The 25,141-nt window shown below is 54.1% G+C and carries 31 protein-coding genes; 10 read left to right on the top strand and 21 right to left on the bottom strand.

Annotation, left to right across the window (positions count from 1 at the left end):
• Positions 1 to 308 precede the first annotated feature (308 nt).
• Positions 309 to 2,207, top strand: a complete 1,899-nt coding sequence (locus tag ONV78_RS16545; RefSeq protein WP_279504734.1) for a pre-peptidase C-terminal domain-containing protein — start codon at positions 309 to 311, stop codon at positions 2,205 to 2,207.
• A 63-nt stretch (positions 2,208 to 2,270) separates the two neighbouring features.
• Here the strand turns inward: ONV78_RS16545 and ONV78_RS16540 are convergent, their stop codons facing one another.
• Positions 2,271 to 2,555, bottom strand: a complete 285-nt coding sequence (locus tag ONV78_RS16540; RefSeq protein WP_279504733.1) for a hypothetical protein — start codon at positions 2,553 to 2,555, stop codon at positions 2,271 to 2,273.
• Between the two features lie 142 nt (positions 2,556 to 2,697).
• On the opposite strand from ONV78_RS16540, the gene ONV78_RS16535 reads away from it, so the two are divergent.
• A complete protein-coding gene (locus ONV78_RS16535; RefSeq protein WP_216738139.1) occupies positions 2,698 to 3,207 on the top strand; it encodes an OsmC family protein in 510 nt (169 codons plus the stop codon).
• Between the two features lie 79 nt (positions 3,208 to 3,286).
• Here ONV78_RS16535 and ONV78_RS16530 read toward each other — a convergent pair whose 3' ends face one another.
• Together ONV78_RS16530 and ONV78_RS16525 are read right to left on the bottom strand one after the other, a co-directional pair.
• A complete protein-coding gene (locus ONV78_RS16530) occupies positions 3,287 to 4,873 on the bottom strand; it encodes an FMN-binding glutamate synthase family protein (RefSeq protein WP_279504729.1) in 1,587 nt (528 codons plus the stop codon).
• A 49-nt stretch (positions 4,874 to 4,922) separates the two neighbouring features.
• Positions 4,923 to 5,213 (bottom strand): hypothetical protein, encoded by a 291-nt coding sequence (locus ONV78_RS16525; protein ID WP_279504728.1) that lies wholly within the window; start codon positions 5,211 to 5,213, stop codon positions 4,923 to 4,925.
• A gap of 351 nt (positions 5,214 to 5,564) precedes the next feature.
• Between ONV78_RS16525 and ONV78_RS16520 the strand changes: the two genes are divergently transcribed.
• Both ONV78_RS16520 and ONV78_RS16515 read left to right on the top strand, forming a co-directional pair.
• The gene (locus ONV78_RS16520) at positions 5,565 to 6,107 is read left to right on the top strand and encodes a type 1 glutamine amidotransferase (protein WP_279504726.1); all 543 of its coding nucleotides are present in this window, start codon (positions 5,565 to 5,567) and stop codon (positions 6,105 to 6,107) included.
• A 37-nt stretch (positions 6,108 to 6,144) separates the two neighbouring features.
• The gene (locus ONV78_RS16515) at positions 6,145 to 7,536 is read left to right on the top strand and encodes a vitamin K epoxide reductase family protein (protein WP_279504724.1); all 1,392 of its coding nucleotides are present in this window, start codon (positions 6,145 to 6,147) and stop codon (positions 7,534 to 7,536) included.
• Between the two features lie 12 nt (positions 7,537 to 7,548).
• Here ONV78_RS16515 and ONV78_RS16510 read toward each other — a convergent pair whose 3' ends face one another.
• Positions 7,549 to 7,773 carry a ChaB family protein gene (locus ONV78_RS16510; protein ID WP_279504722.1) on the bottom strand — a complete coding sequence of 75 codons (225 nt, stop codon included), beginning with the start codon at positions 7,771 to 7,773 and terminating at the stop codon, positions 7,549 to 7,551.
• Positions 7,774 to 8,318: 545 nt separating this feature from the next.
• Here ONV78_RS16510 and ONV78_RS16505 point away from each other — a divergent pair.
• Complete coding sequence (locus ONV78_RS16505) at positions 8,319 to 9,425, top strand: NAD(P)-dependent oxidoreductase (RefSeq protein WP_279504720.1); 1,107 nt, start codon at positions 8,319 to 8,321, stop codon at positions 9,423 to 9,425.
• A 239-nt stretch (positions 9,426 to 9,664) separates the two neighbouring features.
• Positions 9,665 to 9,907 carry a hypothetical protein gene (locus ONV78_RS16500; protein WP_279504718.1) on the top strand — a complete coding sequence of 81 codons (243 nt, stop codon included), beginning with the start codon at positions 9,665 to 9,667 and terminating at the stop codon, positions 9,905 to 9,907.
• A gap of 49 nt (positions 9,908 to 9,956) precedes the next feature.
• On the opposite strand, the gene ONV78_RS16495 is transcribed toward ONV78_RS16500, so the two are convergent.
• From ONV78_RS16495 to ONV78_RS16480, 4 genes are all read right to left on the bottom strand, one after another.
• Entirely contained in the window at positions 9,957 to 10,562 is a 606-nt protein-coding gene (locus ONV78_RS16495) for an Hsp20/alpha crystallin family protein (protein WP_279504716.1), read from the bottom strand.
• A 164-nt stretch (positions 10,563 to 10,726) separates the two neighbouring features.
• Positions 10,727 to 11,320, bottom strand: coding sequence for an Hsp20/alpha crystallin family protein (locus ONV78_RS16490; RefSeq protein WP_279504714.1), 594 nt, complete (start codon positions 11,318 to 11,320; stop codon positions 10,727 to 10,729).
• 111 nt (positions 11,321 to 11,431) lie between these two features.
• On the bottom strand, positions 11,432 to 11,923 hold the full coding sequence (locus tag ONV78_RS16485; RefSeq protein WP_279504712.1) for an Hsp20 family protein: 492 nt from the start codon (positions 11,921 to 11,923) through the stop codon (positions 11,432 to 11,434).
• 167 nt (positions 11,924 to 12,090) lie between these two features.
• Positions 12,091 to 12,855, bottom strand: coding sequence for a transporter substrate-binding domain-containing protein (locus tag ONV78_RS16480; RefSeq protein WP_216738149.1), 765 nt, complete (start codon positions 12,853 to 12,855; stop codon positions 12,091 to 12,093).
• A 436-nt stretch (positions 12,856 to 13,291) separates the two neighbouring features.
• Between ONV78_RS16480 and ONV78_RS16475 the strand changes: the two genes are divergently transcribed.
• Complete coding sequence (locus tag ONV78_RS16475; RefSeq protein ID WP_279504710.1) at positions 13,292 to 13,828, top strand: cysteine hydrolase family protein; 537 nt, start codon at positions 13,292 to 13,294, stop codon at positions 13,826 to 13,828.
• A gap of 35 nt (positions 13,829 to 13,863) precedes the next feature.
• Here ONV78_RS16475 and ONV78_RS16470 read toward each other — a convergent pair whose 3' ends face one another.
• Together ONV78_RS16470 and ONV78_RS16465 are read right to left on the bottom strand one after the other, a co-directional pair.
• Positions 13,864 to 14,280, bottom strand: a complete 417-nt coding sequence (locus tag ONV78_RS16470) for a hypothetical protein (RefSeq protein ID WP_127970730.1) — start codon at positions 14,278 to 14,280, stop codon at positions 13,864 to 13,866.
• Between the two features lie 278 nt (positions 14,281 to 14,558).
• Positions 14,559 to 15,386 (bottom strand): AraC family transcriptional regulator, encoded by an 828-nt coding sequence (locus ONV78_RS16465; RefSeq protein WP_279504708.1) that lies wholly within the window; start codon positions 15,384 to 15,386, stop codon positions 14,559 to 14,561.
• 127 nt (positions 15,387 to 15,513) lie between these two features.
• Here ONV78_RS16465 and ONV78_RS16460 point away from each other — a divergent pair, with 127 nt between their 5' ends.
• Positions 15,514 to 16,470 (top strand): alpha/beta hydrolase, encoded by a 957-nt coding sequence (locus ONV78_RS16460; protein WP_279504707.1) that lies wholly within the window; start codon positions 15,514 to 15,516, stop codon positions 16,468 to 16,470.
• Between the two features lie 111 nt (positions 16,471 to 16,581).
• Here the strand turns inward: ONV78_RS16460 and ONV78_RS16455 are convergent, their stop codons facing one another.
• From ONV78_RS16455 to ONV78_RS16440, 4 genes are all read right to left on the bottom strand, one after another.
• Positions 16,582 to 16,947 carry a hypothetical protein gene (locus ONV78_RS16455; RefSeq protein ID WP_216738152.1) on the bottom strand — a complete coding sequence of 122 codons (366 nt, stop codon included), beginning with the start codon at positions 16,945 to 16,947 and terminating at the stop codon, positions 16,582 to 16,584.
• 165 nt (positions 16,948 to 17,112) lie between these two features.
• Positions 17,113 to 17,643: a HEAT repeat domain-containing protein gene (locus ONV78_RS16450; protein WP_279504706.1), complete on the bottom strand. Its 531-nt coding sequence runs from the start codon at positions 17,641 to 17,643 to the stop codon at positions 17,113 to 17,115.
• A gap of 371 nt (positions 17,644 to 18,014) precedes the next feature.
• Positions 18,015 to 18,578, bottom strand: coding sequence for a protein tyrosine phosphatase (locus ONV78_RS16445; RefSeq protein ID WP_279504704.1), 564 nt, complete (start codon positions 18,576 to 18,578; stop codon positions 18,015 to 18,017).
• Between the two features lie 109 nt (positions 18,579 to 18,687).
• Positions 18,688 to 19,662, bottom strand: a complete 975-nt coding sequence (locus tag ONV78_RS16440; RefSeq protein WP_279504702.1) for a quinone oxidoreductase — start codon at positions 19,660 to 19,662, stop codon at positions 18,688 to 18,690.
• A 129-nt stretch (positions 19,663 to 19,791) separates the two neighbouring features.
• Between ONV78_RS16440 and ONV78_RS16435 the strand changes: the two genes are divergently transcribed.
• A complete protein-coding gene (locus ONV78_RS16435) occupies positions 19,792 to 20,649 on the top strand; it encodes a LysR family transcriptional regulator (protein ID WP_279504699.1) in 858 nt (285 codons plus the stop codon).
• 134 nt (positions 20,650 to 20,783) lie between these two features.
• Positions 20,784 to 21,125, top strand: coding sequence for a hypothetical protein (locus ONV78_RS16430; RefSeq protein WP_279504697.1), 342 nt, complete (start codon positions 20,784 to 20,786; stop codon positions 21,123 to 21,125).
• Between the two features lie 66 nt (positions 21,126 to 21,191).
• Here the strand turns inward: ONV78_RS16430 and ONV78_RS16425 are convergent, their stop codons facing one another.
• The 7 genes from ONV78_RS16425 to ONV78_RS16395 all read right to left on the bottom strand — a co-directional run bounded on the left by ONV78_RS16425 (position 21,192) and on the right by ONV78_RS16395 (position 25,141).
• Entirely contained in the window at positions 21,192 to 21,548 is a 357-nt protein-coding gene (locus tag ONV78_RS16425; protein WP_279504696.1) for a VOC family protein, read from the bottom strand.
• 58 nt (positions 21,549 to 21,606) lie between these two features.
• A complete protein-coding gene (locus ONV78_RS16420) occupies positions 21,607 to 22,209 on the bottom strand; it encodes a DNA-3-methyladenine glycosylase I (protein ID WP_279504694.1) in 603 nt (200 codons plus the stop codon).
• Between the two features lie 53 nt (positions 22,210 to 22,262).
• Positions 22,263 to 22,550, bottom strand: a complete 288-nt coding sequence (locus tag ONV78_RS16415; protein ID WP_279504692.1) for a hypothetical protein — start codon at positions 22,548 to 22,550, stop codon at positions 22,263 to 22,265.
• 3 nt (positions 22,551 to 22,553) lie between these two features.
• Complete coding sequence (locus ONV78_RS16410; RefSeq protein ID WP_279504690.1) at positions 22,554 to 23,171, bottom strand: TetR/AcrR family transcriptional regulator; 618 nt, start codon at positions 23,169 to 23,171, stop codon at positions 22,554 to 22,556.
• A 186-nt stretch (positions 23,172 to 23,357) separates the two neighbouring features.
• A complete protein-coding gene (locus ONV78_RS16405) occupies positions 23,358 to 23,831 on the bottom strand; it encodes a hypothetical protein (RefSeq protein ID WP_279504689.1) in 474 nt (157 codons plus the stop codon).
• Positions 23,832 to 23,902: 71 nt separating this feature from the next.
• Entirely contained in the window at positions 23,903 to 24,460 is a 558-nt protein-coding gene (locus ONV78_RS16400; protein ID WP_279504687.1) for a hypothetical protein, read from the bottom strand.
• A gap of 216 nt (positions 24,461 to 24,676) precedes the next feature.
• Positions 24,677 to 25,141, bottom strand: a complete 465-nt coding sequence (locus tag ONV78_RS16395) for a CesT family type III secretion system chaperone (protein ID WP_279504685.1) — start codon at positions 25,139 to 25,141, stop codon at positions 24,677 to 24,679.

Raw genomic sequence — 25,141 nt, 5'->3', positions numbered from 1 at the left:
TACCAGGACACCCATGTTTAATGTTTGCTTATCAAGACACCCATAATTAGCCCGTCCCTCATGATTGCGCCAAACTGAGCGCCACGCCTCATTTTCCCGGGATAAACACAACCAAAGTTTCAAATTTCACCCATAACGCTTACGCCGCTTACACTAAACGGTATAGCGGATAACCCTTTACGGATAACCCCACCCCTGACCGGACGAGTCTAATTTCTGCCGTTTTACTGATTCCACCGGGCCCGTCCTTCATACAGACTGCGCAAGATAATTCTAATACTTACAACTCAATCCCAAAGAGAAACCTCATGAAAAGGATGATCAAGTCTATCCTGACCTGCGCGCTAACCGCTCTGCCGTTTTTCGCCCAAGCCTACGATAGCGATGCAATTCCCGACGACCAATTCATATATTCCTACGACGAGATGCGGAACTTCGACGTGGCGGCGTACCTGGAAGAACATGCGCCCCATCTGAAAGATCAGGCAGACGTGATTACGCACTGGGCCGGTTACAGCACCGTCAGCCCGAAGGTCCTGATGACCCTGATTGAGATGCAAAGCGGCTTGCTCAGCCATGGCGGACGCCAGTTCGCGGCTATGCAGCAGCCTATGGGCGAACTGTCCTCTGAATCCGGCTTCAATGCGCAAGTGCAGGATATCGCCACCCGCCTCGCCACCAACTACTACAAAACAGTAGGGCAAGAGCAACAGAACCTGTCTTTCGTGGGTCAGGGCATTGCGACGCAGTCCTTGTCTGATGAACTGCGTAACAGCTCTGACGGCGATGTCGAGGAGTTCCAGGAGGTTTATCATCGCCTATTCCCGGAAACAGCGCAGTCCGCCACAGCCTCAACCGCTCCGTCTCTTAATCGTTTCGCCGCATACACCCGTAACGCGGTACCGCCGGATAATTTACTGCAGCTGCCCTTCCCGGTTGGCGAGCAATGGTATTTCGGCGGCGCGCACACTTACACCGGCAGCGGCAGCTACCCGCTTTCCTCCCTGGACTTGAACAACGGCGGCTACTGGGGCTCCAACACCTCCAACAAATGGGCGGTGGCGTCAGCGGGAGGCACCGCGATTCGTCACTCTTCCTGTTTCGTTGAAGTGCTGCACGAAGGCGGATGGTCGACTACTTACTACCACCTGGACAACATTCAATTCCAGAATCGCGCCACGGTTTCCCGGAACCAGAAACTGGCGAACTACGCCAACAACCAATCTCAAGCGCTCTGCGACGGCGGCAGCTCGACTGGCCCTCACCAGCATTTCAGCTTGAAATACAACGGCAGCTACTTCCACCTCGACGGCGTCGCCCTGTCCGGCTACAAAGTGAAAACCGGCCGCTGGAGTTACGACGGCGACTGTAATTACTTCTGGTTGAGCAAAGATAACTATCGTTATTGCGCTAATCGCTCCCTCAGCAACCCCGGCGTTCCCAACGGCGGCGATCCCGATGATGGAGGCGATGACGACAACGGCGGCGACGATAGCGGTGATGACAACAACTCGGAAACCACTCTGCGCAACGGCCAGACCGTGCAGAACATGTCAGCCAATAAAGAAGATCTGAATTACTACGTGCTGGATGTCCCCGCCGGTTCCCGCAATCTGTATTTCAAAATCAGCGGCGGTCGCGGCGACGTGGACATGTACGTCAAGCGTGACGGTCGTCCCGGCTTCAACAACTACAACTGCCGTCCATACACCACCACTCAGGACGAGCAGTGCTATTACCGCACGCCACAGGCCGGCAAGTACTACATCATGCTGCACGCGTTCTCCAACTACTCAGGAATCTCTCTGCAAGTTGGCTATGAGAACGACAACGATCAGGGCAGTAACCGCGAAATGTCCAATGGCCAGGTGTACCGCAACCTGTCCGGCGCGCAGGGTGAGAAGTCTTATTTCCGCCTGAACGTGCCCGCGGGCGCGACAGACCTGCGTATTGAGATGTCCGGCGGAACTGGCGACGCGGACATGCACGTCATGTATCAGTCCCAGCCGACGCTAAGCAACTACCACTGCCGCCCTTATTCGACCACTCAGGTGGAATGGTGCTCCTGGCGCTATCCCTACGCCGGCACCTTCCACATCATGCTGTACGCCTTTAAGCCTTATTCCGGCATTCAGCTGGTGGCCACCTATAAAACAGGCTCCGGAGCCAGAGCCTCGATGAATTTGACGGAGCATATGGAGGAATAACATTTTCCGTCATCCGAAGCCCCCAAGATGCCCTGGGGGCTTTTTTTATTCAACTGACCCGCTTTACTTTTGGCCTTCGTCGACAATTTTCTTTTCAAGATCCCTCCGGCGGATCAAGCCTCCTTCGTGTTCCTTCTCAAGAATCCAAAACCGTTCTCTCACGATAGTGACAGCGCTGGAGACATCCATGCAGCGCTCGCGTTCGGCATCGTTCATCAATGAAATATCCAGACAAAAGGAATCGCCATATTCCCTCGTCAAAAGCTCTACGGCCTTGTTTAAATCCAGCGTCATCAGCATTTTTAGAGAGTGATATTTAAGGCAGGGATTTATTGTCACTTTATCCATATTTTCATCAACTTAAGAAGTAAACCAAGCATGAAGCGCAAAGATGAGCGGTCCTCGGTGAGTATACAGACACATCTCCAATCTTTAGTGCTTCAACTAATATACATTCATGGTCCCAATCTCTAAATCTCCGGAGGCGTATATGAACGCGGATGAACTCAAAGCCTTACAATCTCCCCTGAAGCAGCAATACAAGGAAAAGCCGGAGACGGCGCTGATTACGTTGAAAGCACAGGGACGTATTGGGGAAGGAATCACTTGCAAGGTGGACACAGGTAGAGCCATAGCGGAGGCGGGGCTGCATCCAGCGACGGGGGGCGATGGCTTATCGCTTTGCTCTGGCGATATGCTGCTGGAAGCTCTGGTAGCCTGCGCCGGCGTTACTTTGCGCGCTGTCGCCACAGCGACCGGAGTGGATCTGCAGGATGCAGTGATTCGCGCGGAGGGAGATCTGGATTTCAGGGGCACGCTGTCTGTCGCAAAAGACGCGCCTGTCGGCTTCAAATCCATCCGCCTGCATTTTGACCTCAAAAGCCAGGCGGATGCGGAACAACTCAGCTCTCTGATGAAACTGACGGAACGCTATTGCGTGGTCTATCAGACTTTGGCTCGCTCGCCGGACATCCATGTTGAGTATGTCGCAGCGCCATAGGAGCAGTTGAAGACTCTGCTCCTCTCTTTTGCTTTTACTTTTGCTTTTTGCTCTCGCCCTTCCGTTCTCATTGCCGGGATTATGGGGCAAACGCCGTCGCACTGGCGTCCCGCCAGTCTCTCGCCCAGGCGCGGGGTAAGTCGTCGTCATCCAACAGTTGGCCTGGAGTGAGAAATTCATAGAGTTCAGCGAAGGTTTCTACGCGCATGTCGCCAATGCGTCGGAAAATCAGTTCCGGTGAGATCTGACTCAGGCTGTCCACGCCCATGGCGTTCATCAGGTCCAGAAAGCTGTGGATGCTGCCCTGGTGAAAGCGGAAGACACGCTCGGCTTTATCCTCAACCACCAGACCTTTATACAGCCAGGGGTCCTGGGTCGCAACGCCGGTTGGACAGGTGTTTTTGTTACAGCGCAACGACTGCACGCAACCCAGCGCGAACATCATGCCCCGCGCGCTGTTGCACAGGTCCGCGCCCAGCGCCATGGCGCGAATCATATGGAATCCAGTCATGATCTTGCCGCTGGCGATGAGGCGAATATGGTCTCTCTTACCAACGCCAACCAAAGCGTTGTTGACGAACATCCAGGCGTCCCGGGCGGGCATGCCAAGTGAGTTGGAGAATTCCAGCGGCGCAGCGCCAGTGCCGCCTTCACCGCCATCCACAGTGATGAAATCCGGCGTGACGCCAGTTTCCAGGATGGCTTTGCAGATGGATAAAAACTCCACCCGCCGCCCCACGGAGAGTTTGAAGCCTACCGGCTTGCCTCCCGACAGCTCGCGCAAGTGAGTGATAAATTCCAGCATTTGCGTTGGATTATGAAACGCCCGATGGCGGGGCGGACTGATGACGTCCTCACCCATGGGCACCTTGCGAATTTCCGCCAGTTCTTCATTCACCTTACAGGCAGGCAGTACGCCGCCATGTCCCGGCTTGGCGCCTTGAGATAGTTTCAGCTCGATCATGCGCACTTCGTCCCGCTGCGCCATGTCTTTAAACATTTCAGGATCGAAATCGCCTGTGCGGGTGCGACATCCAAAATAGGCGGTGCCGATTTGCCAGATCAGATCAGCGCCCGCTTCCAGATGGTAGGGCGAGACCCCGCCTTCACCAGTGTTGTGGGCGAACCCGCCTTTCTTGGCGCCCTTATTCAGGGCTTTGATCGCCGCCGGCGACAACGCGCCGTAACTCATCGCGCTGATGTTTAGCACCGAGGAAGAATATGGCTGTCGGCATTGCTCGCCGCCAATCACCACACGGGGCTCTTCTTTCAGAGGCTCCGTTTCTGACAGCGCATGCGCCGCCCACTCGTAGCCAACGCGATACACATCCCGCTCGGTGCCGAACGGCTTGGTTTCCAAAGCCCCCTTGGCGCGCTGGTAGACAATGGCGCGAATCTCCCGCGGAATGGGGTGCGCATCGATATTGGATTCTATGAAGTACTGCTGGATTTCCGGGCGAATCCGCTCCAGCCAGTAGCGGGTGTGGCCAATGACAGGAAAGTTTCGCAGAATCGCGTGCTCGTGTTGCATGACGTCATACAGACCTATGGCGATGATCGGGCCAATCAGAAGCAAAAACCACCACACCGGCGGCCAGACCAGAGAAATCAAGGCCAGTCCCGCCAGCAAGGCTATGGATATCTGATAAAACCACCTTCTGATCATGCGAATGCTCCCTTTGTTTTTCTGCGAAGATTAGTCCAGGCAGGCGGTTTTATCCGTTTTCGCGTACTTGTTCGATTTCTATCTGAATCAACTCAAGCAAACGATTAGTGAAGATGTATTGAGGATAATAATCGTCGGTAGAAATACTGCTCATCAGAAGGGAGAACTGGTCTTTACACTCGTCCAGATTGCTCAGCACGCTAGCGGACAGATCCTCAGCGCCCCTTATCTCGTCAAGTTGTCGCAACTTGCAAGTGATGTACGCAGTCGCCTGCTCAGGACGACAGTCTGGCTTGCCAAGTTTATGCCAACCTTCATCAACCAATATCGCCTTGTTCATGGTCTGTCATTCATCGGTGCGCCAACCCGGAGATGTGTCTTTTCCGCCCTATCAGCCGCGGCCTGACCTCAGTATATGCTTTCGCACTTCCAAGGGGAAAGTTCGTTCTTCCAAAGGAAAATCAGGAAGGCATTTGATTGTAAGCTTTACAAGATCGTTGGAAAAAGTACCGCCAAAATTCAGCTGCGACACCCTTTTTCAACCGCTTCCTAGCCCGCCCTCACGTCATTTTGAGCAAACGCAGCCATGGCAAGGAAATTGCCGAGCCTATCAGGACACCCATCGTAGCGCGGGTTCAACCACTTGGAGCCGCGCCGCCAATACGGACATCAGAAAACGGAAGCATTTACTATGAATATCAACGAAGCCAAGGTTCTCATCATCGCCACCCACGGATTCGAGCAATCCGAGCTGGAAGTTCCCCGGGATCGACTGCGCGACGCAGGCGTCACCGTGCATGTAGCCTCCCTGCAGACAGGCCGCATTCGGGGGTGGAGCGGGAAAGATTGGGGCGAAGAAGTCCCAGTGGATAAGACCGTACAAGACGTAGATGTAGAGGACTACCACGCAGTGGTATTGCCCGGCGGGCAGATCAACCCTGACTTGCTGCGGGTGGAAAAGACGGTAATAGACCTGATCCATAAATTCAACATCGCGGAAAAGCCCATCGCCGCCATCTGTCACGGCCCCTGGCTATTAATTGAGGCGCAGATCGTCCGCGGCATTCGCGCCACCTCTTACAAGTCCATCATCACCGACATGAAAAACGCCGGCGCGGAATGGGTGGACGAGGCCACCGTGCGCGACCGCAACATCATCACTGCACGCCACCCGGGCGATCTCGACGCCTTTGTGAGCGCCATCAAGGACGCCCTCGCAGCCCTTAATCACTGACCGCACTCGCCCGTGAATACATAAAAGGGAGTTAGCTATGCAGGAACAGATTATCCGGTCATCAACGCCATTTTCACGTTCCATCGTACATCGCGATCAATACCGGGCCCTGCATAGCCGCAACCTGTGGGCTCATTTCATGAACATGGCCCTGGCGCTCTGGCTCATCTGTTCACCGGCGCTGCGGGACTATAGCGAGCCAGGCATGATATACAGCGATGTGATCGCGGGCTTTGTATTGCTGGTCTTCGCCGGGCTATCCCTATCCTGGCGTTTTAGCTGGGCGCGCTGGGTTTGCGCTGTACTGGGGTTGTGGCTGATGTCGGCGCCGCTGCTATTCTGGACACCCAACGCAGCGGCCTATTTAAACGACACGCTGGTGGGCATTCTGGTGATCGGCTTCGCCATTGCATTACCGCCCTCTCCCGGGGTTTCCTCCCGAGCGGAACTGGATGAGACGAATATTCCACCGGGGTGGGACAGCAACCCCTCCAGCTGGTTTCAACGCCTGCCGATTATCGCCCTGGCTATGGTTGGTCTGCTGATCTCGACGTATTTGTGCGCATACCAGTTAGAGCATATTCCCGAGGTGTGGGACCCGTTCTTCGCAGGCTCCCGCACTGATCCCCAAAACGGCGCGGAGGAAATCATCACCTCGTATGTGTCTGAAGCCTGGCCGGTTCCCGACGCTGGCGTGGGCGCTTTAACCTACGCGCTGGAAATCCTGTCCGGGCTGGTGGGGTCGCACAAACGCTGGCGCACCATGCCCTGGCTGGTGGCCCTGTTCGGATTCATGATTGTGCCTCTGGGCATTGTCTCCATCACCTTCATCATTATTCAGCCTATTTTGCTGGAAACCTGGTGCGCCCTCTGCCTGATTGCGGCCACTGCGATGTTGTTGCAGATCCCCTATTCGCTGGATGAATTGGTCGCCACCGGCCAATTTCTGTATCGACGCAAACAAGCGGGTCGCTCCCTGTGGAAAGTATTTTTCCTCGGTGATGAAGACAGTGGCGGACGCGTCGCGCAAGAGCCCAGCTTCGAACAACGCCCGGCCGCCATCATAAAAGACATCGTGGGCGGGGGCGTGGGGCTGCCTTGGAATCTCGCCGTGAGCATACTCATCGGCGTGGGGTTGATGTGCACGCGATTGCTGTTCGGAACCGAAGGCGCGATGGCGGACTGGGATCACCTGATAGGATCGTTAACCATCACCGTAGCAGTGATCGCATTGACAGAGGTCGCAAGACCGGTGCGATTTCTATTGGTCCCACTAGGCATTTGCCTACTGCTGACGCCCTTCGCCTATGGCCCAAGCCTGAACGCCTCTCTCGCCAGCTTGACTGCCGGCTTGGCGTTGATCCTGTTAAGCCTGCCGCGAGGGGATATCAGCAGGCGTTACGGCAACTGGAATCGCTGGATGTTCTAACAACGACCAAAGCTACTTAAGACGCCAACGCCCGTCCCGCTTCACATATTTCTCTTTGACGGCAGACCATGCCACCCGACGCGCTGTTTCATCCCGAGAGGCGTCGCCGCGGCGGTCTTCGGGATCTCGATACTGATCCCAGGCATGATTGAACGCGGCCAGATAGATTTCCTGCGCGTGCTTGGGCAGGACCTGGGAGACATTGTTGGGCAGTTCGCTGAGGCGGTCATAAGGCATTCTCCATCCCTCCTTGAAACTTTTCTCGGCGAGCCTCCTGGATAACGCCAGCCGGGAACGAACGTTGCCGAGGGTGACGACGCAAGACGTCCGTCTCTTTCAAGCATCAAAATTCAGGCCAGCTTATCCAGCCCGGCGTGCAAGTCTGCCTTGTCGCCTTATCAGGACACCCATCTTAACCTCATACACTCAAACCGCTTTATATGGACACCCACCCGTTTTTCGACGATTTTCAATGCGATCGTAATCTCGACGCTATCAGGACACCCATTGTTTTATTCAGACACCCACTTTGTTTGGACACCCACTGCAATACTGTTATTCAGACACCCATTGTTTTATGAGGACACCCACAACAACGCCCCATCACCTCTAGCCACCAGCTTACCAGGACACCCACTTTAGACTGGCACGGCCCTTGTATCAGATAACGGACAAGGCGGTCGTTTTCCCGGGCGTTGTTCAGTCCGTAGCCAGCGCCTCACGCAGTTTGCATAAGGAAGCGGCCGTATCACTCATCAGATAAAGGAACGTTGGAAAGAGTCATGTCGGATACTACAAACACCTCAACACGACCGCTGGTCATCGTCACCGGTTCGGCTGGCGATATCGGGTCCAGTCTCATTCTTACCTTGACGGGAAAGTATCAGGTCATCGGTATGGATCGTGAAGAAACTCCTCTCGCGGATCACAACTACACTCTGGACCTGACTTCCCCGGATGACGTCAAGAAAACCTTCGACGCCTTTCGGGAGAAATTTGGCCGTCACATCGCCGCGGTTTTTCATTTGGCCGCGTATTTCGATTTCACCGGGGAAGACTCCCCGCTCTACGAGGAAGTCAACGTGAACGGCGCGCGCAATCTCATGGCGGCGTTGCAGAATTTCTACGTGGAGCGCTTCATCTACTCCAGCACCATGCTGGTCCATCGCGCCAGCGAACCTGATGGCGCGCCCATTACCGAGGATACGCCACTGGACCCGGATTGGGTGTATCCCGAGTACAAAACCAAAGCGGAGATCATCATCAAGGAGAATGCCGGCGCCATGCCCTACAGCATCCTGCGTCTCGCCGGCCTGTATGACGACAAGCAGGCCGCGCCGGTCCTGTCGCAGCAGATCGCGCGTATCTATGAGAAGGATCTGGAGAGCCATTTGTATCCCGGCGACACTGACGCCGGTCAGGCCTATGTGCACCGCCAGGATTTGATGCAGGCGTTTTTGAAGACATTACAACGCCGCCGCGATCTGCCCAGAGAAAACATCATGTTGATTGGCGAAGACCGCGCCGTGGGTTATGGCGAACTGCAGGATCGAATTGGCGAGTTGATTCACGGCAAGGAACACTGGCGCACCCTGCGCGTTCCCAAGCCCGTGGCCAAGGCCGGCGCCTGGGTGGAGGAAAAGGCCGAGCCGATAATTCCCAACAGCATCGATAAAGGCGAGAAGCCTTTCATCAAGCCGTTTATGGTGGATATGTCATCCGATCATTATGAGCTGGATGTCAGCCGCGCCGCCGACCTTCTCGACTGGAAACCGCGGCACGCCCTGTACGACGACTTGGAGAAGCTGATCGCCAACCTGAAGAAAGACCCTCAAGGCTGGTATAAAGCCAACGACGTTACCCTGCCGGAATCCCTCAAGGCATCTTAATCGTTTAGGCTAAGCGCTTGATTACGCGCTAAAAATCATTACCTCGCCGGTCATTCCGGCGAGGTTTTCATTTGTCTGAACGCTCACCAGATATACAACTTTGCTTTCAATACAGACTCTCACCTATCCGCCATTTGGCCGCCTTCCCTTGAAATACAAGCCAATTACACTTGACATCAATCCTGTCATGCCTTTTAATTCCACTTGCTTATACTTGCATTTCAGCCCAGGTGTTGCATATGGATACGCAGTCTCAAAAATCTCCCCGCCAACTCGCCGAAGAGGCGATTCAGCGTTATCGTTCTGAATATCTGACCGACCTCGAGAAGTGGTCCGAAGAGGAACCGGTGATGTTAGGCGCCACCCCAACCGCCAAAGATCAAAGACGCTACAAGCAGCTGTCCCTGAAAGAGATCAGCCGCCTGATGGATCAATCATCCATGGAGTATCAGCTCAAGCGCATGAAGTCCCGGGGTTGGTGAAGGCGCCGGGGCGTTCGATCGCACGCCCCGGCGCCTTCCGCTCCCGTTTTCATCCCGTATTTTTCGGGATGGTAATGACGATTTCCTTGCCTTTGTTATTGATCGTCATCCCTGACTCAATCACCGGATCAGACAACGTCATGGATTGAGAAAACTGACTGGCGGACACGGTTTTTCCCGCCAAGCCACCGGAGCTGGTCTCGCTCTCACTTCTTACCTTGCCGGAGATTTTTAACGTATCCCCATCCAGGTCCGCGTTCAGCTCCACCTTCTCCCCTTCTGGAACCGTCACCGTGACCTTGTACTCTTTAGCGTTCTCATTCACGTCAATGTTCGGTCCCGGCGATGACAATCCAAAGCCCTGCAGGCTGAAAGTCGAGTTGCCCGGCGCCATATGTTTCATCATCTCATCCATGCGCTTCTGCATTTCCGCAAACTGTCCGCTGGGGTCCCAATTATCCGACCAGGGGTCCCAGTTTTTGGGCCAGGGATCAGGCGCTGCGCTCAAGGGAAGATTGACGTTGGGCGTAGTCTGCGCCTCAAGGGCGGCAACTTTCTGGTTCAGTTCCCAGGTGTAATAACCCAGGCCCGCTATCGCCGCCAATCCCACGCCAGCGGCGACGCCGAGTAACGTCTTTTGGGTTTTGCTTTGCATGTTAATGACCTCCCTAGTTGATCAGAGGCCCTTACGTCTGGGTCGTCATGACGACTTCATGGCGGCGAACAGAGAGGCCGGGCCTCGTCGCCGGAGGCGGACCTCACAAGGCCCGCCCCGGTGTAGTGATAAATAAGTGGTTAGGCTACAAATGCATAGCCAGGTTACGAGTGAATAGCGATACGTTTCACCTCCTTGGCGTCTGGTTCGCGCCGGGGAATCTCCAGCTTGAGCACGCCGTTTCTGAGTTGCGCATGAATGTCTTCCACATTGGCGTCATCCGGCAGCGATAACGTGCGCTGAAACGCGCCGTAGCTGCGCTCAATACGGTAAAACTGCTTGTCCTTACTCTCACTTTTCTCTTCCTTGTGGCCGCGGATTAGCAGCTGATCGCCTTTTACCTCTATGGACAAATCCGACTCCGACAAGCCCGGGACATCCAGGGCGATTTCATAGCGCTTTTCATCGCCGGACACGTCGATCAAAGGCCGGTACTCCCGGCTCGCGCCAGGGCGTTCAAAGGACGACGCCCCGCGTCGGGAAAGCATGGACGGCACACCAAAGGCGCTGAATACATCCTCGAACAGCCGATCCATTTCCTGATGCAGCCGCAGCAGCGAGTCCGCGCCGGACGCTGAAGCCGGCGGGTTCACGCCAGCCGCTGCGTCTTGTCGGGATACTGGTAGTTGTTCACGCTGATCCTGGCGCTCATCCTCGTGTTTGAACCAGTTCCAGGGATTGAGTTTGTTCAGTTTCATCTTCCTTTCCTCCACCTAAAATCATGCTTCACAGGAAAACAAAAGTACTGACAATGTCTTGCACCGGACTGCTGCGGCGCCGACGCGACGAACGCCGGCGCCGCTCCGTCATCAGGCCGCTTCGTTGGCGGCGTCAGGCCTTTCTTCAGAGGCTGCGTCGCTTTCATGCTCCAGCAAACGCCCACCATCGTTGATCGCAATCTGCTTGGGCTTCATCGACTCAGGAATGTTCTGTTTCAGCGTAATCGTCAGCAGGCCATTACTGAGCGAGGCGTCTTTCACCTCCACGTACTGGGCCAGATTGAAGGAGCGCTCGAATGTCCGTCCCGGAATGCCCTGATACAGATAATTGCGGGAGGCGTCCTGCTCCTTGCGGCCGCGCACGGTCAGTACGTTTTTCTCCACCGTGATATCAAGCTCGCTGCGTGCAAAGCCCGCCACCGCCAAGGTGATGGCGTATTGGTTCTCTTGCAACGCTTCGATGTTGTAGGGCGGATAAGCGGGCGAGTCGGCCTCGCCGGTGAGCGCGCGATCAATCAACGACGCCAGTCGTTCAAAGCCGACGCTGTTGCGATAAAGTGGGGTTAAGTCGATTGAGTTCATTGTATATCCTCCGCTTTGAAGCAATATAAACAAAGTCAAAAGACCAAGGGGCTATCCCTGGCGTTTACCAATTTATGGTCGGAACGCGACTTTTCAAGCGTGGATTTTGTGACAATTTGGACAGGTTTTAAGCGACGTCAGAAATGTGTGCGAGCAGCGCAGCGAAGCTATTGCGCCAGCTTGAGATAGTTGTCCGCGATGACTTCATAGCGTCCATTGTCTTTCAACTCCTGCAGCCTCTGATTGAATAAATCACGCAGTTTTGCGGACTTGAAAATAGCGTAGCGAGGGGCGCTGTTGAACAAGGGATGAACGGTGTAAGGCGCCTCATAAATCGGGCTGGTTGAATGCAGTTTATTCAGGTAGTAATGGAAAATGCGCTTATCGAGAATGATCGCGTCGGTACGCTTCAAAAACAGCATCTGCACTTGCGCCTGTTGATCCACAACTTCCTCAATGTGCGGATTCTGCGCCGCCATCTTGGCGTACTCAGGAGGCAGATAAAGGTGGGCGTTCTGGAACACCACCAGGCGTTTATCCTTGAGGTCATCCACTTTGATAATCCCATCCGCCTGGTCGTTCAGCGTCACCACTACATTCTGGTAGTAAACCACAGGATCGGAAAGGTAATAGCCTCCCTCGGAGTAATTGCCCGGAGGCAGATTAAAGGCCCCATCCACGCGCTGATTTCGTAACTCCGCAAACAACCGCCGGTTCGTGGTGTATATGAAATTAACCGCATACTCCCGTTCCGACAGCGCCTCGCGAATGATATCCACCACCAGACCGCGGTTTTCCTCGGCAATGACATAGGGAGCGATAGAAGAAGACGTGATCAATTCCAGTTGGCGCGAAAACGGTTGATCAGCGGCGAAGCCGTGACCGGCAAGCAGCAAGAAGCCAAACACATAAGAAAAGACACAGCGAATCATGAGCAACGCCACATAATCAAATGATCACCGACAACGTTAAATCAATGGACGCCAAGCACTTTCTCCAGTGAATCCTCCCTTATCAATCATAGACGCCCGCCGGGTTAGCGCAAGTCGCTCTCAGGTCCAGCGCCATCGCACTCAGCTCTCCCACACAGAACCGTCACTCCCTTAAATTCGACCAACTACCGCGCCCACCTAATAAGTACGTTAACTGGCGATTATTGGTTCTTAGCCAGTGCGCTTTGAGGCTTCTACAACTGTGTAGGCATATGGTGAACAGTGGAAGGTCAGCATTGATTGACATGTTGTCCCAATGTCAGCCAACTCCTTTACTATTAATACCTTATACCGGATTATCTCACTCGTAACCGAGCCGTTCGCTTAAGACTGGTTCGCCTTGAACCTGAACCGATCACGACATGGAGACACAGGCATGAGCGCCGCACTGTTGATTATCGATATGCAAGTTGGATTATGCACGGGCGAGGAAGCCGCGTTCGATGTCGACAACCTGATTGCGCGCATCAATGACCTTGCCGCAAAGGCGCGAAAAGCCAATGCGCCGGTCATCTTTATGCTGCATGAAGAATCTGCGGGGGCGTTGGTGTATGAAACGGGCGGCTGGCGCTTGAGTCCGGACCTTACTTCAGCACCTGAAGATATCCACTTGCGTAAAAAGACACCCAACTCTTTCCACCAAACTGATTTGCACGCCCTGCTTCAACAGCACGGAGTGACGCGCCTGATCATTTGCGGCCAGCAAACCGAACTTTGCCTCGACACCACCGTCCGCCAGGCGCTTCCTTTGGGATACCAGGTCACCCTGGTGAAAGACGGCCACTCCACCTGCGACAACGGCGTACTTACCGCTCAGCAGATCATTGCGCATCACAATCAATTGTTGCAGTTCATGGGTGGATTCGGCGTGGGAGTTGAGGTGGTTGATGCGTCCGCCGTGACGTTCCAATAAACCCGCCTAGAGTGTGAGCCAATTAGCCGTCGCTCTCACTCCTCACAGGCGCTCTCCCCTATCTCCATCAACTGAAAATCATACCCGCCATAGCCTTTGTGAAAAGGACGTAGGTAGTCGATGGGAAACTGGTGCAGCACGCCTTTCATGCACACGGAAATCTGGCTGTCCGATAGCAGATTCGCGAGGCGTGTGGCGACTTCGTCTTGCGCTTCCGAATCGCTGTAGGGATAAATCAGATTGTTGACGTATTGCTGATATTTTTCTGCGCCGACGGACTCGACATCAAAAGCGATGCAGTTTCCTCTCGCGCAATTGTAGGTGACGGGGATCGCCTTGAGAGCGACAGCTTCATCGCTTTTGATTTGCCGCAAATAGGGCCCTAGCACACGAAAAACTAGGAGCACCAAAATAACGATTACAACCAGAGATATTGCCGTTTTCTTAATCATATCTACTACTAAAAATCTGTATTTCGCCGGGTTAACGCATTCCCTGCCATGACTCAAATCCAGCAACGCCATCCTCCAATAACAGCTTTGCAAGTGCTTGGCTTCAGGCGAAATCGAGTCAGTTTGTTATGTCTGTTCAAGTGGAGTTAACTAAGTAAACTCAGTGGCGAAACAGTAACAGATGCGATCTCTTTCACAATATCGCAAACGGACTACGCCCCGATCAGGGGGCGCAATATTGGCTGAATTTTGTGCGCATCATGGATGATAACGGGAAGCTAAAGACCCTGATGCTTTCGCCACTCTCCCGGTGAGCATCCCACACAGGCCTTGAACGCACGCGACAACGCCGCCTCGCTCCCATAACCCACTTCCCCCGCAATTAACTTGAGCGGCTCCCCCTGCAGCAAGGCCCGTTGCGCCAGACTAATACGCCAGCGCTGCAAATAAACGCCCGGCGTGCATCCGACGCGATCGCGAAACAGGTTGGCGAATACGCTGCGGGACATGCCGGCATGATCCGCCAGTTTTTCCAGTGGCCAGTCCTCCCCAGGCTGTTCATGCATGGCCACTAACGCCAGTTTTAAGCGCGGGTGCGCCATTCCCGCCAGCATGCCGACCTGGGTGCGTCCATCTTCCATTAGATACCGCAGCACCTGTATCAGGAGGACTTCAAAGAGACGGTCCAGCACCGCCTGTCGTCCGCAATTACCGGCGAACGCTTCCTGGAATAGTAAATCCAACACCGGCGCGGCGCCCGGCAAAGACGAGAGAGGCAGGCAGATAAATTCTGGCAGCGCCGCGACAACCGGGTTGTTCGCCCCGCCTTCAAAACTCAGGTTGGCGCAGGCGAAATCAGCGCCGACCGCTGGATCTGTGACAAAGCGGTGAGGCAAAGGCCGCGGATAAAACAGCAGACTCGGCTCCGCCACGTTGGCGACGACTTTCCTGCCATGCCGCACTTCCACCGCCCCCTGGCGCACGAGATGAAGCTGCCCATATTGGTCCTTGCTGTATACGTCAGTAACGCCGCACAAAGGGCCGGTATTGAACACACGGGCGTTAATAGAGAAGTGTTCCAGCAACGCCGCCAACCGATCTACCATAAAGATACTTAGGGTTAAATTATCAGGACTATTTGTGATATATCGTATCATGCATAAGGGTAAAGTTGCTCCTGCTTGTTGGCCAAGACCACTAGCGCCAAAAACATCAAAGCATTAAGGAGAAAACATGAAATCATTTACCCGCCCCCTCAACGCACTGACCCTGGCGTTTTTCACACTGGTCGGCGCCGCGCAGGCATCCGCCGCCGAGACGCCCGTAATCAGGCAAGCCGCCGCAGCGGTATCCCAGACCGCCAATTACATCACCACCCGAGACGGCGTACAGATCTACTACAAAGACTGGGGGCCCAAAGACGCGCCCGTGGTGGTCTTCAGTCATGGCTGGCCGCTGAGTTCGGATAGCTGGGAGTCGCAAATGCTGTTCCTGGCTGACAAAGGGTATCGCGTTGTGGCGCATGACCGTCGCGGTCACGGTCGCTCCAGTCAGCCCTGGGAAGGCAATGATATGGATCATTATGCGGACGACCTCTCCGCCGTGATCGAAACACTGGATTTGAAAGACGTCACTCTGGTGGGATTCTCCACAGGCGGCGGCGAAGTGGCGCGCTACATCGGTCGACACGGAACGCAGCGGGTCAAAAAGGCGGCGTTGATCTCCGCAGTGACGCCTCTGATGCTGAAGACGGACAGCAATCCCATCGGTTTGCCGCTGCAAGTGTTTGACGATATCCGCAACGCATCTCTCAAAGATCGCTCCCAGCTCTATCTGGATATCGCATCGGGCCCATTCTTTGGCTTCAATCGTCCCGGCGCTCAAACGTCTCAAGGGATGATTCAGTCATTCTGGGCCCAGGGCATGCAAGGCGGACACAAGAACACCTACGACTCAATCGCCGCCTTCTCCGCCACAGACTTCCGCGACGACCTGAAGAAGTTCGACATTCCCACGCTGATCGTGCACGGTGACGACGATCAGATAGTCCCCATCGACGCTTCCGCCCGTGCCGCGGTGAAACTGATCAAAAACGCCAAACTCATCGAATACCCAGGCGCGCCCCATGGCCTCACAGATACTCATAAAGGTCGGCTGAATCAGGATTTGCTGGCCTTTGTGAAACAATAGATAAACGTCAAACGCCGCCCTGCCAGCTATCAGGGCGGCTTACCTATCGAGGAGATTTGCAATAGAAGATGACTTCTCCATATACGGACGCCAGCTTTTCATGACTTTCGATTAAATCTCTTCCTCGGTGATGGAGATTTCCGAATTGGCGATAGTGATTTTCTTTATCGAGAACTCCGCGTCGAAATCATCAATCTGAAAGTAACCGTTCAATTCGGGAATCAAAGCCGTAATTTTTTCCAGCTTCCAATAAACGTAATCAACATCTCGCGACCTGATGTCGTAGCCATAAAAGGCATAGCACATCCACCCTTTAGGCCTTGGATTAAGCACCCATCCAAAGGAATACTTTTCGACCTTAGTAGGCTCAATAGGAATATCTTCTAAATCAGGTAGTCGCTCAACAAGATCCCTTATCAGAACAACATCCTCCTCCGTGCACTCCAACCACCCTTTCACAGATAACGACCGACTCATATTCCCTCAACTTCTCTCAACACCATTAAAAACAGCCAATATACGCGCAAAATCTCCTGGTACCTTCAATTCCGACAGCTTCATTTCCGCTTCAACTTCACCTTTTTCTTCCTCTTTCACAACGACAGCCCCAAAGAAGCGGTTCGCGTACGAGTAAAGCGCCCTCTAGACCGTATGCGCAATAATGTCATCCACCCAATCCCACGGAATTAAAGACTCAAACTCCGCATATGAAGACGCTCTTTCCAGCTCGCGCATCAGTTTTTCGTCGATATCCGTTTGAGCCACTCTGGCAATGCCTCTCAACGCCTCCATGCGAACGAAAAGGTCTTCCGTTTTATCTCGCAGCAGGTCGTTGAGCGTGAGAAGGACTGCTGGGTCTTTTGTCCCTGCGTAATACCCTACCCAGTTGATGAGCGCCGTCGCTCGGACGTCGTCGTCTTCATCTTTACTCATCAAAGGGATCAGTTCATGTTTGAAGTCCGGTATGCTCCAGCAGGTTCCGAGCACCATAATGGCGGCGCGCTTGAGATCCGGCTCCGGGTGTTGCAGAAAGCGCCTGACATATTCCATCAACTCGTAACAGTCGGTTTTGCCGATATCAATTAACGCATCATAAATGTCGTCAATATCTTCAGAGGCAAGTTTTTCTTTGAGGCTGGCGATATTCACCCTACAGTCCTGTCGATATTTCATATTTTTTCTGATTGGTCGGCTCTTGGCCCACCTCTCTTCTATTGCAAAAACGCCACAAAAGTTTCACCAAATATTCTACAAACACCGCGCCGCCGACTTCTAGAATTAACGGGGTTAGCGGTAGACCTTTTGTGTAAGTAATACCTCGGAATCAGCAGGCGTCTCTCGCCGCCTTGCTAAAAGGGAAGTCCAGGAGTGACAGGGTTCAAGCTAACCTGGAATCACCTCCGCATAAATGCTGAAGACTGAACTAACACCTCTTGGGGGCGGCCCAGCCCCCGTTTTTACTTTCTGCAATCTTGTCCACAAACTGCGGGGTGACACAGGCGTAAAGGTCACTTTGAGCCTCTTTGATCACCCTGTCAGCGCCGTCAACGCTGAACTTTCGATACAATCCCACGCTTTCGGTTCAGCCGTCTGTAGCTATCCAAACGATAAGGGTTCGCCTCCCGATAGGCGTCCAACGGCGCCAACATGGTCCCGCCGCGGTTCAAGGCGTTGTCGATAACCTCAACAATGCGCCTGTTCGGCCAGGGCTTGCGGGTGATCCTGAGCAACTCGTTAAAGGCGTCATCTTCCCGGCCAGCCCCATGTATTAACGCCAAAGCGCCGTGCCCTATGGCCGTAGAGCGACTCACACCGGCATGACAGTGGATGATCAGGCGGTTTGCGGGGCCCTCAAGAATCGCCTGCAAGGTGTTCAGGACGCCGCTGATCACCGCGTCAAAGTGGTGAGTGGCTTCCGCTCTCTCCTGGTCAAAAATTCTGATGACGTGATGCGCTTCCACATGGGCGGTCAGCTTGGGTATCGCCTGCTCGCTGATATCAGGGTCGAGCAGAGAGATAACGTGTGTCGCCGGCCAGGCTTTCGCCAGCGCTTCCACACGGTATAAACATGAAATTTGCAACGGCAAGGCAGAGACAGTAGAGGTCACAACAATATCCTTATTGGTCATAGAGCTTGATTGCGCCAAAGCCTATCAGCCGCAGCAGAAGATTGACAACCTCTGCGTCCAGCCGAACCGACCGGACGCAAACCTGTTTTTATACCGACAGCAACACCGCTCCAACCGTCTGCCCGCTTTGCAGCAAGGCATGGGCTTGGGCGGCCTGCTCCAAAGGAATTGTATCCGCGATATCCACGGTCAACCCATTCGCCAGTTGCTCCATGACCGCATTGCCGCTGATCCGGTAGTGGCTTAAATCCATCATATGCAGCAACACGCTGGGACGGGTGAATTGAACCGCCCGCGCCATGGCTTCCATAGGCAGGCTCTGCAACATGCCGGAGGGTTGCCCAATGTTGGCGACCGTGCCAAAGGCCCCGGCGCTCGCCAGGCTTTGCATCAACGTGTCCGCGCCAACGCCATCGATGACGTAGTCTACGCCAGCGCCGTCAGTGAGCGTCTTCACTGCTTCAGCAAAGTCCTGCTCGCGATACAGAATCACGTCGTCGTAGCCTTTGCGGCGGGCGATTTCCGCCTTTTCCGCATTGCCAACGGTCCCGATCAATCTCACGCCCAGCTTGCTCGCCCACTGTCCCAATACCTGCCCTAGTCCACCCGCGGCGGCGTGAACCAGCATCGACTCACCCGCCGCGACGGGTCTGACCCGGTTCAACAGCATGTGGGCGGTCATTCCCCGCAATAATGCGGACGCCGCCGCTTCATCAGAGACCGAGTCGGGAACCGGTAATAATCTCTCCGCCGCCACATTTCGATGACTGGCGTAGCTTCCTAACGGAAAGCCGGCGTAGGCGACGCGCTGACCAATACTCAAGCCAGTGACGCCGTCTCCCAACGCCTCAACCACGCCCACCGCCTCAACACCCAATACGCGGGGGTCCTCGGCGATGGGATAGAGTCCGCAGCGGAAGTAGATATCCACGAAGTTCACTCCCACCATACGATGGCGAAGGCGCACTTCTCCCGGGGCCGGAGGCGATAGTTGGAAGGTCGCCGGCTGCAATACGGACGGCTCGCCAATTTGGGACATTTCTATACGGATAGGCGTACTCATTCTGAACTCCTTAATGCTCTTACTGTGGTGGGTGTCCTGTTAGCTCCTTGTTAGCTACGTAAACTTTAACCGCGGCATGCTTTGTAGAAAATTCCCCAAAATCACACAGTATTTGTGCATAATTGCACAATGAAATCGATTAACTGGGATGACATCCGCTATTTCCTGGCGCTGGCGGAGGCGGGCAGCCTCTCCGCCGCCGCGCGCACGCTTTCTGTCGAGCACAGCACCGTTGCGCGTCGGGTGGATATGTTGGAGCGGGAATTGGAAATGAAGCTGTTTGATCGTCTGCCGCGACGCTGGCGTCTCACTGAAGACGGTCAAAACTTATTGGAGCCTGCGCGGCGGATGGCGTCCCAGGCGCAAAGCTTTACTCGCATCGCAGACGGCATGTCCGGGCTGTCAGGCAGCGTGCGTATTTCAACGCCGCCATTGCTGGCCAGCCTGATACTGGCGCCGCATTTAAGTGAGCTACGGAAGCAGTTGCCGCACATCGAACTGGAACTGGTGGGAGATCTGCAAAACGCCGATCTCCATGAGCGCGAGGCGGATATCGCCCTGCGTATGCGCCGCCCGGAACAGCCGGATTTGGCGGCGCGCCCTTTGGCCAAGTTACAGTATGGCCTTTATGGCTGCCACGACTATCTGGCGACGCGTTCCCAGGAGCAATGGGAGTACGTCGGTTACGAACGCAGCATGCAATCCGCTCCGCAGCAACAATGGCTGGATACACTACCCCACTCGCCGCTGGTTTTCCGCTCCAATGATCTGAACGTGCTCGCCAGCGCGATTGTCGGCGGCGTAGGCGTTGGCGTCTTACCCTGTTTCATGGAGCGCTTTTATCCTCAGTTACAACCCATTCGAGAACCAGCCTGTCCGATTGTGCGAGAACTGTGGCTGGTCATCCACCCGGACCTGCGACGATCGCCACGGGTGCGCAAGGTAGCGGACGCTCTGATCGCCTTATTTGAGACCGGCGTCATATAAGGCTCACCTGCTTCTCGCCGCGCTTTATCTTTACCGTCGGCCGTTCTATATTCGCTATCAGGACGTTGAGCTGTTGTTGATGCAGTTATTTCATGCCGCAGCGAACCACTCACACGCCACAAGGAGGCTCATAAATGGTAACCCAAGCCGACATCACCGCTCCGGAAAAGGTGATCAAATCTTCTACTTCCACAATCCAACGAGGCGTCGCCAAAGCCGACGGCAAGTTGTGGATGACCGCCGAAACCCTGCACTTCGCTCCCTATAACGAAGACTTCGGACTCGGCCCCTACAACATCCCCCTCACCGATATCGCCAAGGTAGAAAAACACAGCATCCCCCCATTATTGCCCGAGGGCTTTAAGGTCACACTGATGAACGACCACACCTACCAGTTCATCGTGGCCAATTCAGAAACCTGGATTGAGTTGGTCGAGAAATACCGGGACGCGCTCGGCGTTAACGTGATCGAATAGACAGACAAGGCTGGCTTGAGTTCGTCTGAGAAGAGTCAGCCTATCGGTGCGCAACAACCTGAAAAATCAGGACGCAGAATAAGGTCCTCTCAGGCCTATGAGATTACCAAACGGGTCCGTCACCTGACACATGCCCAACCCGTTTTCAATCTGCATAGGCCCACGATAAACCATCGATCCCAAGGCCAAAAACCGCTCAATCTCATCCGCCAGATTCGCAACGGACCAATACAACACCGTCCCCGCTTTTCCTGCAGACACTTTTGCATCCGCCCAGACAATCTCAAGATGAAAACCCTCAACATCAAGATACCGAAACCCGTCCACACAACGCTCCTGCGCAGCCGGAAAAACCTTCTTGTACCAGGCCAAACCTGCTTCGATATCGTTGACGTGTATGAGAATGGCGGTGGGGGTGATCATGGTGTTGGGTCATTAGCCAAGGTGGGTTTGGCAATATTCATGTTTAAGGAAAAGAAACTCAAGGCCTCTGAAAAATCTCTCGTGAGCGTTCCACTTCCGCCCTGACAGCGCATTCTTCCGCGTGGTCGTTGATCAGTCCCATGGCCTGCATGAATGCGAATACGGTGGTTGGGCCGACGAACTTCCAGCCCATTTTTTTGAGTGCTTTCGACAGGGCGACGGATTCTGGGGAGGTTGAGGCGGTCTGTGGTTTTTGGCGTTGGTCGTGGACGGGTTCAAAGCGCCAGATGAACGTCGCCAACGAGCCTTCTTTCTCCACCAGCGCCTGGGCGCATTTGGCGTTGTTGATGACGGCTTCGATTTTGCCTCGGTGGCGCACGATGCCTTCATCTTTGAGTAATCGATTAACGTCCTCTTCCGTGAACGCGGCTACTTTATTGAAATCAAAATGGTGGAAGGCGGCGCGAAAGTTTTCCCGCTTGGCGAGAATCAATCTCCAACTGAGACCGGACTGAAAACTCTCCAAACAGAGCTTCTCGAATAGACGAAAATCATCTCTCACCGGGAAGCCCCATTCATTGTCGTGGTACGCATGAAAATCCGGCGTCTGGCTCCAGCTGCAACGAGGTTTGCTCTCTGCACTTTCTATCGTAACGGACATTAATCTTTATCCTTGTGTAGGTCTGAAAATCTGAAAATTGGAAACAAGTGTTTTCAATTCATCAAAAACTGCAGACGCGCATCGGCGCTGGAAGGCGCTACTTCAATGATCTCCGCGGCGACAATATCCTCAGCCACAAAAGGGTCCGCATTGACTCTCTCCTGCAGCTCCGCCAGAGAGGTATTGTGCGCTAATATTCCGCCCCCGGAGCTGGGCTGAAGGCTTCCAACCAGAAGAAAGACGCCATCGTCGAAGCCTTGATTGATCCAGTCTTTGTGACCTGACAGGTACTGGCCAGCCTGACTTTTATTGTTTGAAAATTTCAGCAGTACGATAAACATCAGTTATTTTTCTCCTGTTGGCTTCGGCGCGGAAGCAGATTCAGAGGACCTCAGGTTTTCCTCGCATCGCTTCAACCAGTCGAGCATCTGATTAACTTCGTTTTTAATAAACTTTTCGTCTTTGAACGCATTCGCCAGAGTGGCGACGCCCTGGCTGAAGGCCAGCACATGCATGGCCAACTGATCCGCGTCCGCCTCGCGGCCCAGCAACACGAACTGCTTGCGCAACCATGTTCGAAAGAGCGTGAGTAAAGCATTGGCGTCAACCAGGGAACCATGGTTCAGCTTCGCCAGCTCTGAGCACAGCGTGCCGACCGGGCAGCCGTAGCGCTTTATGTCCTTCTTATTCATGACCAGAATCTGAATGAAGCTTTGGATGCGTTCTCGCGGATGTTTACCTTCCGTCTCCCACTGATCCAGCATCTTTTGCGTCTTGGCCAGACGTAGCTGAATCACTGCGTCCAGGATTTCATCCTTGGTTTTAAAATGGTGGTAAAAATTGCCTCGCGAAATACTGATAGCGCCGGCGATGTGCGAGAAAGAAGTGTGCTCAAAACCTTGCTGATAGAACAGCTGATCGGCTGTTTCCACTATCAGCTCGCGCGTGGTGAGATTGCTCATTGTCTTGATGACCGCCAAACAGAATAACGTTAACAGCGGCGGCGATTTGACCGACCCACTCTTATTGAAAGATGTGGTCTATCAAGTCACGCCACAATTTAGGACATGCGTCCTAGACACATCAAAAATAGGACGAGCATCCTAACATGTCAACCAATTTGTACAGCCTGCCAGTAGCTTCCCCCCTCACGGAGTCAGCTCGAAATCACCAAGCGGATAGGGCTCGCCATTAATAAGGACATCGATGTGGTGACGCCCAGGGTAATGGCGGCGTGTCTTCAATTTCGCGAAAGACACTATGGCGTTGAGGATGGTTTTTTCGTTCGGTTGCAGGGTAAGAGTACGCAGTTTGAAGACCTTTGGCCGGGTTCCGCCGTTAGCTTTTACAAAGTGCACGGCATAATCGATCAGTAAGCGCTGCGCCTCGGGTGCGGTGCTTTTCATTTCAAAAGACAGACGCACGGCCTCCCCCAGCGAGACGCGCTGAGGCGTGATGGATATGTCGTCTATGTGCACCGAAGGATTCTTGGTTCCGCCCAGAATGCAGATTGCGTCCTTATTACCGGCCTTGACCAATGAACGCAGAGCATGGCGAATAATCCAGGTGCGGCCTTCAGACGCATCTACAGCCCAGCGCCGGCAGGTCTCAATGGTCAGCATGGGATGGTCTTTAGCAATGTCGTTCAAATTGTTCGCTACGGAGCGGCGCACATAAAGTATGGGATCGTCTTTTAACCGCTCCAATATGTCCAGGACAGGACGCGGGTCTTGCTGATAAGCGTGTAAGTGCGGCGCCCATGGCGGACGCCCTCAGAAGCAAGTCGGCGCAAGTGTGCGTTTTCGTGGCCTGTCCATGCAAGCATCTGGGCATAGGTGCGCTCAGGATACTTCACCAGAAAGGCGCGGATGCTGAATTCGGCGGTAAACCTTTTGGTCAGCTCCTCCTGTACCCGAATGGATGCCTCGTAATCATCAAGGCCATATTTCTGGACAAAAGCAAGATGCGGCATGTAGCGAAGCTGAATTAGACCAATTTCACCGGTTGCGGGTAACTCCGGGCCAAGCGCCGCTTCGATGACTGCCGCCGCGTCAGAAAATGGCTTAGGCAGATACTTGTGCAGGGCATCCGCAATATGTGCGGCCCGGCCGGTGAGCTCCAACTTGTCCAAACCGTCCATAGAATGCGCGACAAAGGCTGTTGCATCAAACGGAGTATGGGCGCGGTGTAGCTCCGCAGCAATCTCGCTCACTAGCGTCAGATTAAATACGTCTTTGATGGCTGTTCCCATGCTTATTGATGCTCACTAATTGACGCCGTTTTTCGATACATAACCAGTTCCTCGTCAGCATTATTTTCACTGTGTTTTTATACAGCCATCCGTGTATTTAGTCCATTAAGTTTTAGAGAGACTGGTTCACGGAGGCATAGATAAGCAGTATTGTCGGGTAACGCCCTGAAGAGGATAACCGGCTGCGCGCATGTCTGCCGAAGGGCTTGGTCGGCCCTAGGCTCTGAGATAGGGAAAGCAGCCTGCAGACTCGCTGCTTTCAACTCCCCTATTCGCTAACACCAATAACTCGCCTTCAACATGACTGATGGTCTCGCCAAAGTTCCGCAGGACATTACCTAGAGAATGAGCGTCAAGCCCTTTGATTGGGACACGGAAACATAATAAAAGACGGGAGCGGCCGTTATCCATAGCGAAAGTTGAGCCTACCAGGGAGTCGTCATTAAAGTTCATAACCAAAAGCTCGGTCAGCCGTTCTGCATTCCCCAGGAATGACTCGGCGGACGCCACCGGCGACCATAGCGACAACTCCTGCTCGTCATTGCTCAGGCCGAAAGACAGTTCATGATCATCCAATAACAGGTGACATTGATTGCTTGCATCCAACGCCAGGCAGGTCAGCCCCCACTGGTTGTTAAGCTCCATTAACCACTGCGAGAAAACGTCTCTTTGCGTGCTCAT

Origin of the sequence: Hahella sp. CR1 (genome assembly GCF_029813005.1) — a bacterium.
In the GTDB taxonomy this organism is placed as follows: domain Bacteria; phylum Pseudomonadota; class Gammaproteobacteria; order Pseudomonadales; family Oleiphilaceae; genus Hahella.
Note: the sequence above shows the minus strand (reverse complement) of the source record. Positions and strands in the feature narration are given on the sequence as shown.

Bases quoted from the DNA above. Each gene is read 5' to 3' on its own strand.
- ONV78_RS16545 (WP_279504734.1), top strand. From the start codon at position 309: ATGAAAAGGATGATCAAGTCTATCCTGACCTGCGCGCTAACCGCTCTG.
- ONV78_RS16540 (WP_279504733.1), bottom strand. From the start codon at position 2,555: ATGGATAAAGTGACAATAAATCCCTGCCTTAAATATCACTCTCTAAAA.
- ONV78_RS16535 (WP_216738139.1), top strand. From the start codon at position 2,698: ATGAACGCGGATGAACTCAAAGCCTTACAATCTCCCCTGAAGCAGCAA.
- ONV78_RS16530 (WP_279504729.1), bottom strand. From the start codon at position 4,873: ATGATCAGAAGGTGGTTTTATCAGATATCCATAGCCTTGCTGGCGGGA.
- ONV78_RS16525 (WP_279504728.1), bottom strand. From the start codon at position 5,213: ATGAACAAGGCGATATTGGTTGATGAAGGTTGGCATAAACTTGGCAAG.
- ONV78_RS16520 (WP_279504726.1), top strand. From the start codon at position 5,565: ATGAATATCAACGAAGCCAAGGTTCTCATCATCGCCACCCACGGATTC.
- ONV78_RS16515 (WP_279504724.1), top strand. From the start codon at position 6,145: ATGCAGGAACAGATTATCCGGTCATCAACGCCATTTTCACGTTCCATC.
- ONV78_RS16510 (WP_279504722.1), bottom strand. From the start codon at position 7,773: ATGCCTTATGACCGCCTCAGCGAACTGCCCAACAATGTCTCCCAGGTC.
- ONV78_RS16505 (WP_279504720.1), top strand. From the start codon at position 8,319: ATGTCGGATACTACAAACACCTCAACACGACCGCTGGTCATCGTCACC.
- ONV78_RS16500 (WP_279504718.1), top strand. From the start codon at position 9,665: ATGGATACGCAGTCTCAAAAATCTCCCCGCCAACTCGCCGAAGAGGCG.
- ONV78_RS16495 (WP_279504716.1), bottom strand. From the start codon at position 10,562: ATGCAAAGCAAAACCCAAAAGACGTTACTCGGCGTCGCCGCTGGCGTG.
- ONV78_RS16490 (WP_279504714.1), bottom strand. From the start codon at position 11,320: ATGAAACTGAACAAACTCAATCCCTGGAACTGGTTCAAACACGAGGAT.
- ONV78_RS16485 (WP_279504712.1), bottom strand. From the start codon at position 11,923: ATGAACTCAATCGACTTAACCCCACTTTATCGCAACAGCGTCGGCTTT.
- ONV78_RS16480 (WP_216738149.1), bottom strand. From the start codon at position 12,855: ATGATTCGCTGTGTCTTTTCTTATGTGTTTGGCTTCTTGCTGCTTGCC.
- ONV78_RS16475 (WP_279504710.1), top strand. From the start codon at position 13,292: ATGAGCGCCGCACTGTTGATTATCGATATGCAAGTTGGATTATGCACG.
- ONV78_RS16470 (WP_127970730.1), bottom strand. From the start codon at position 14,280: ATGATTAAGAAAACGGCAATATCTCTGGTTGTAATCGTTATTTTGGTG.
- ONV78_RS16465 (WP_279504708.1), bottom strand. From the start codon at position 15,386: ATGGTAGATCGGTTGGCGGCGTTGCTGGAACACTTCTCTATTAACGCC.
- ONV78_RS16460 (WP_279504707.1), top strand. From the start codon at position 15,514: ATGAAATCATTTACCCGCCCCCTCAACGCACTGACCCTGGCGTTTTTC.
- ONV78_RS16455 (WP_216738152.1), bottom strand. From the start codon at position 16,947: ATGAGTCGGTCGTTATCTGTGAAAGGGTGGTTGGAGTGCACGGAGGAG.
- ONV78_RS16450 (WP_279504706.1), bottom strand. From the start codon at position 17,643: ATGAAATATCGACAGGACTGTAGGGTGAATATCGCCAGCCTCAAAGAA.
- ONV78_RS16440 (WP_279504702.1), bottom strand. From the start codon at position 19,662: ATGAGTACGCCTATCCGTATAGAAATGTCCCAAATTGGCGAGCCGTCC.
- ONV78_RS16435 (WP_279504699.1), top strand. From the start codon at position 19,792: ATGAAATCGATTAACTGGGATGACATCCGCTATTTCCTGGCGCTGGCG.
- ONV78_RS16430 (WP_279504697.1), top strand. From the start codon at position 20,784: ATGGTAACCCAAGCCGACATCACCGCTCCGGAAAAGGTGATCAAATCT.
- ONV78_RS16425 (WP_279504696.1), bottom strand. From the start codon at position 21,548: ATGATCACCCCCACCGCCATTCTCATACACGTCAACGATATCGAAGCA.
- ONV78_RS16420 (WP_279504694.1), bottom strand. From the start codon at position 22,209: ATGTCCGTTACGATAGAAAGTGCAGAGAGCAAACCTCGTTGCAGCTGG.
- ONV78_RS16415 (WP_279504692.1), bottom strand. From the start codon at position 22,550: ATGTTTATCGTACTGCTGAAATTTTCAAACAATAAAAGTCAGGCTGGC.
- ONV78_RS16410 (WP_279504690.1), bottom strand. From the start codon at position 23,171: ATGAGCAATCTCACCACGCGCGAGCTGATAGTGGAAACAGCCGATCAG.
- ONV78_RS16405 (WP_279504689.1), bottom strand. From the start codon at position 23,831: ATGCTGACCATTGAGACCTGCCGGCGCTGGGCTGTAGATGCGTCTGAA.
- ONV78_RS16400 (WP_279504687.1), bottom strand. From the start codon at position 24,460: ATGGGAACAGCCATCAAAGACGTATTTAATCTGACGCTAGTGAGCGAG.
- ONV78_RS16395 (WP_279504685.1), bottom strand. From the start codon at position 25,141: ATGAGCACGCAAAGAGACGTTTTCTCGCAGTGGTTAATGGAGCTTAAC.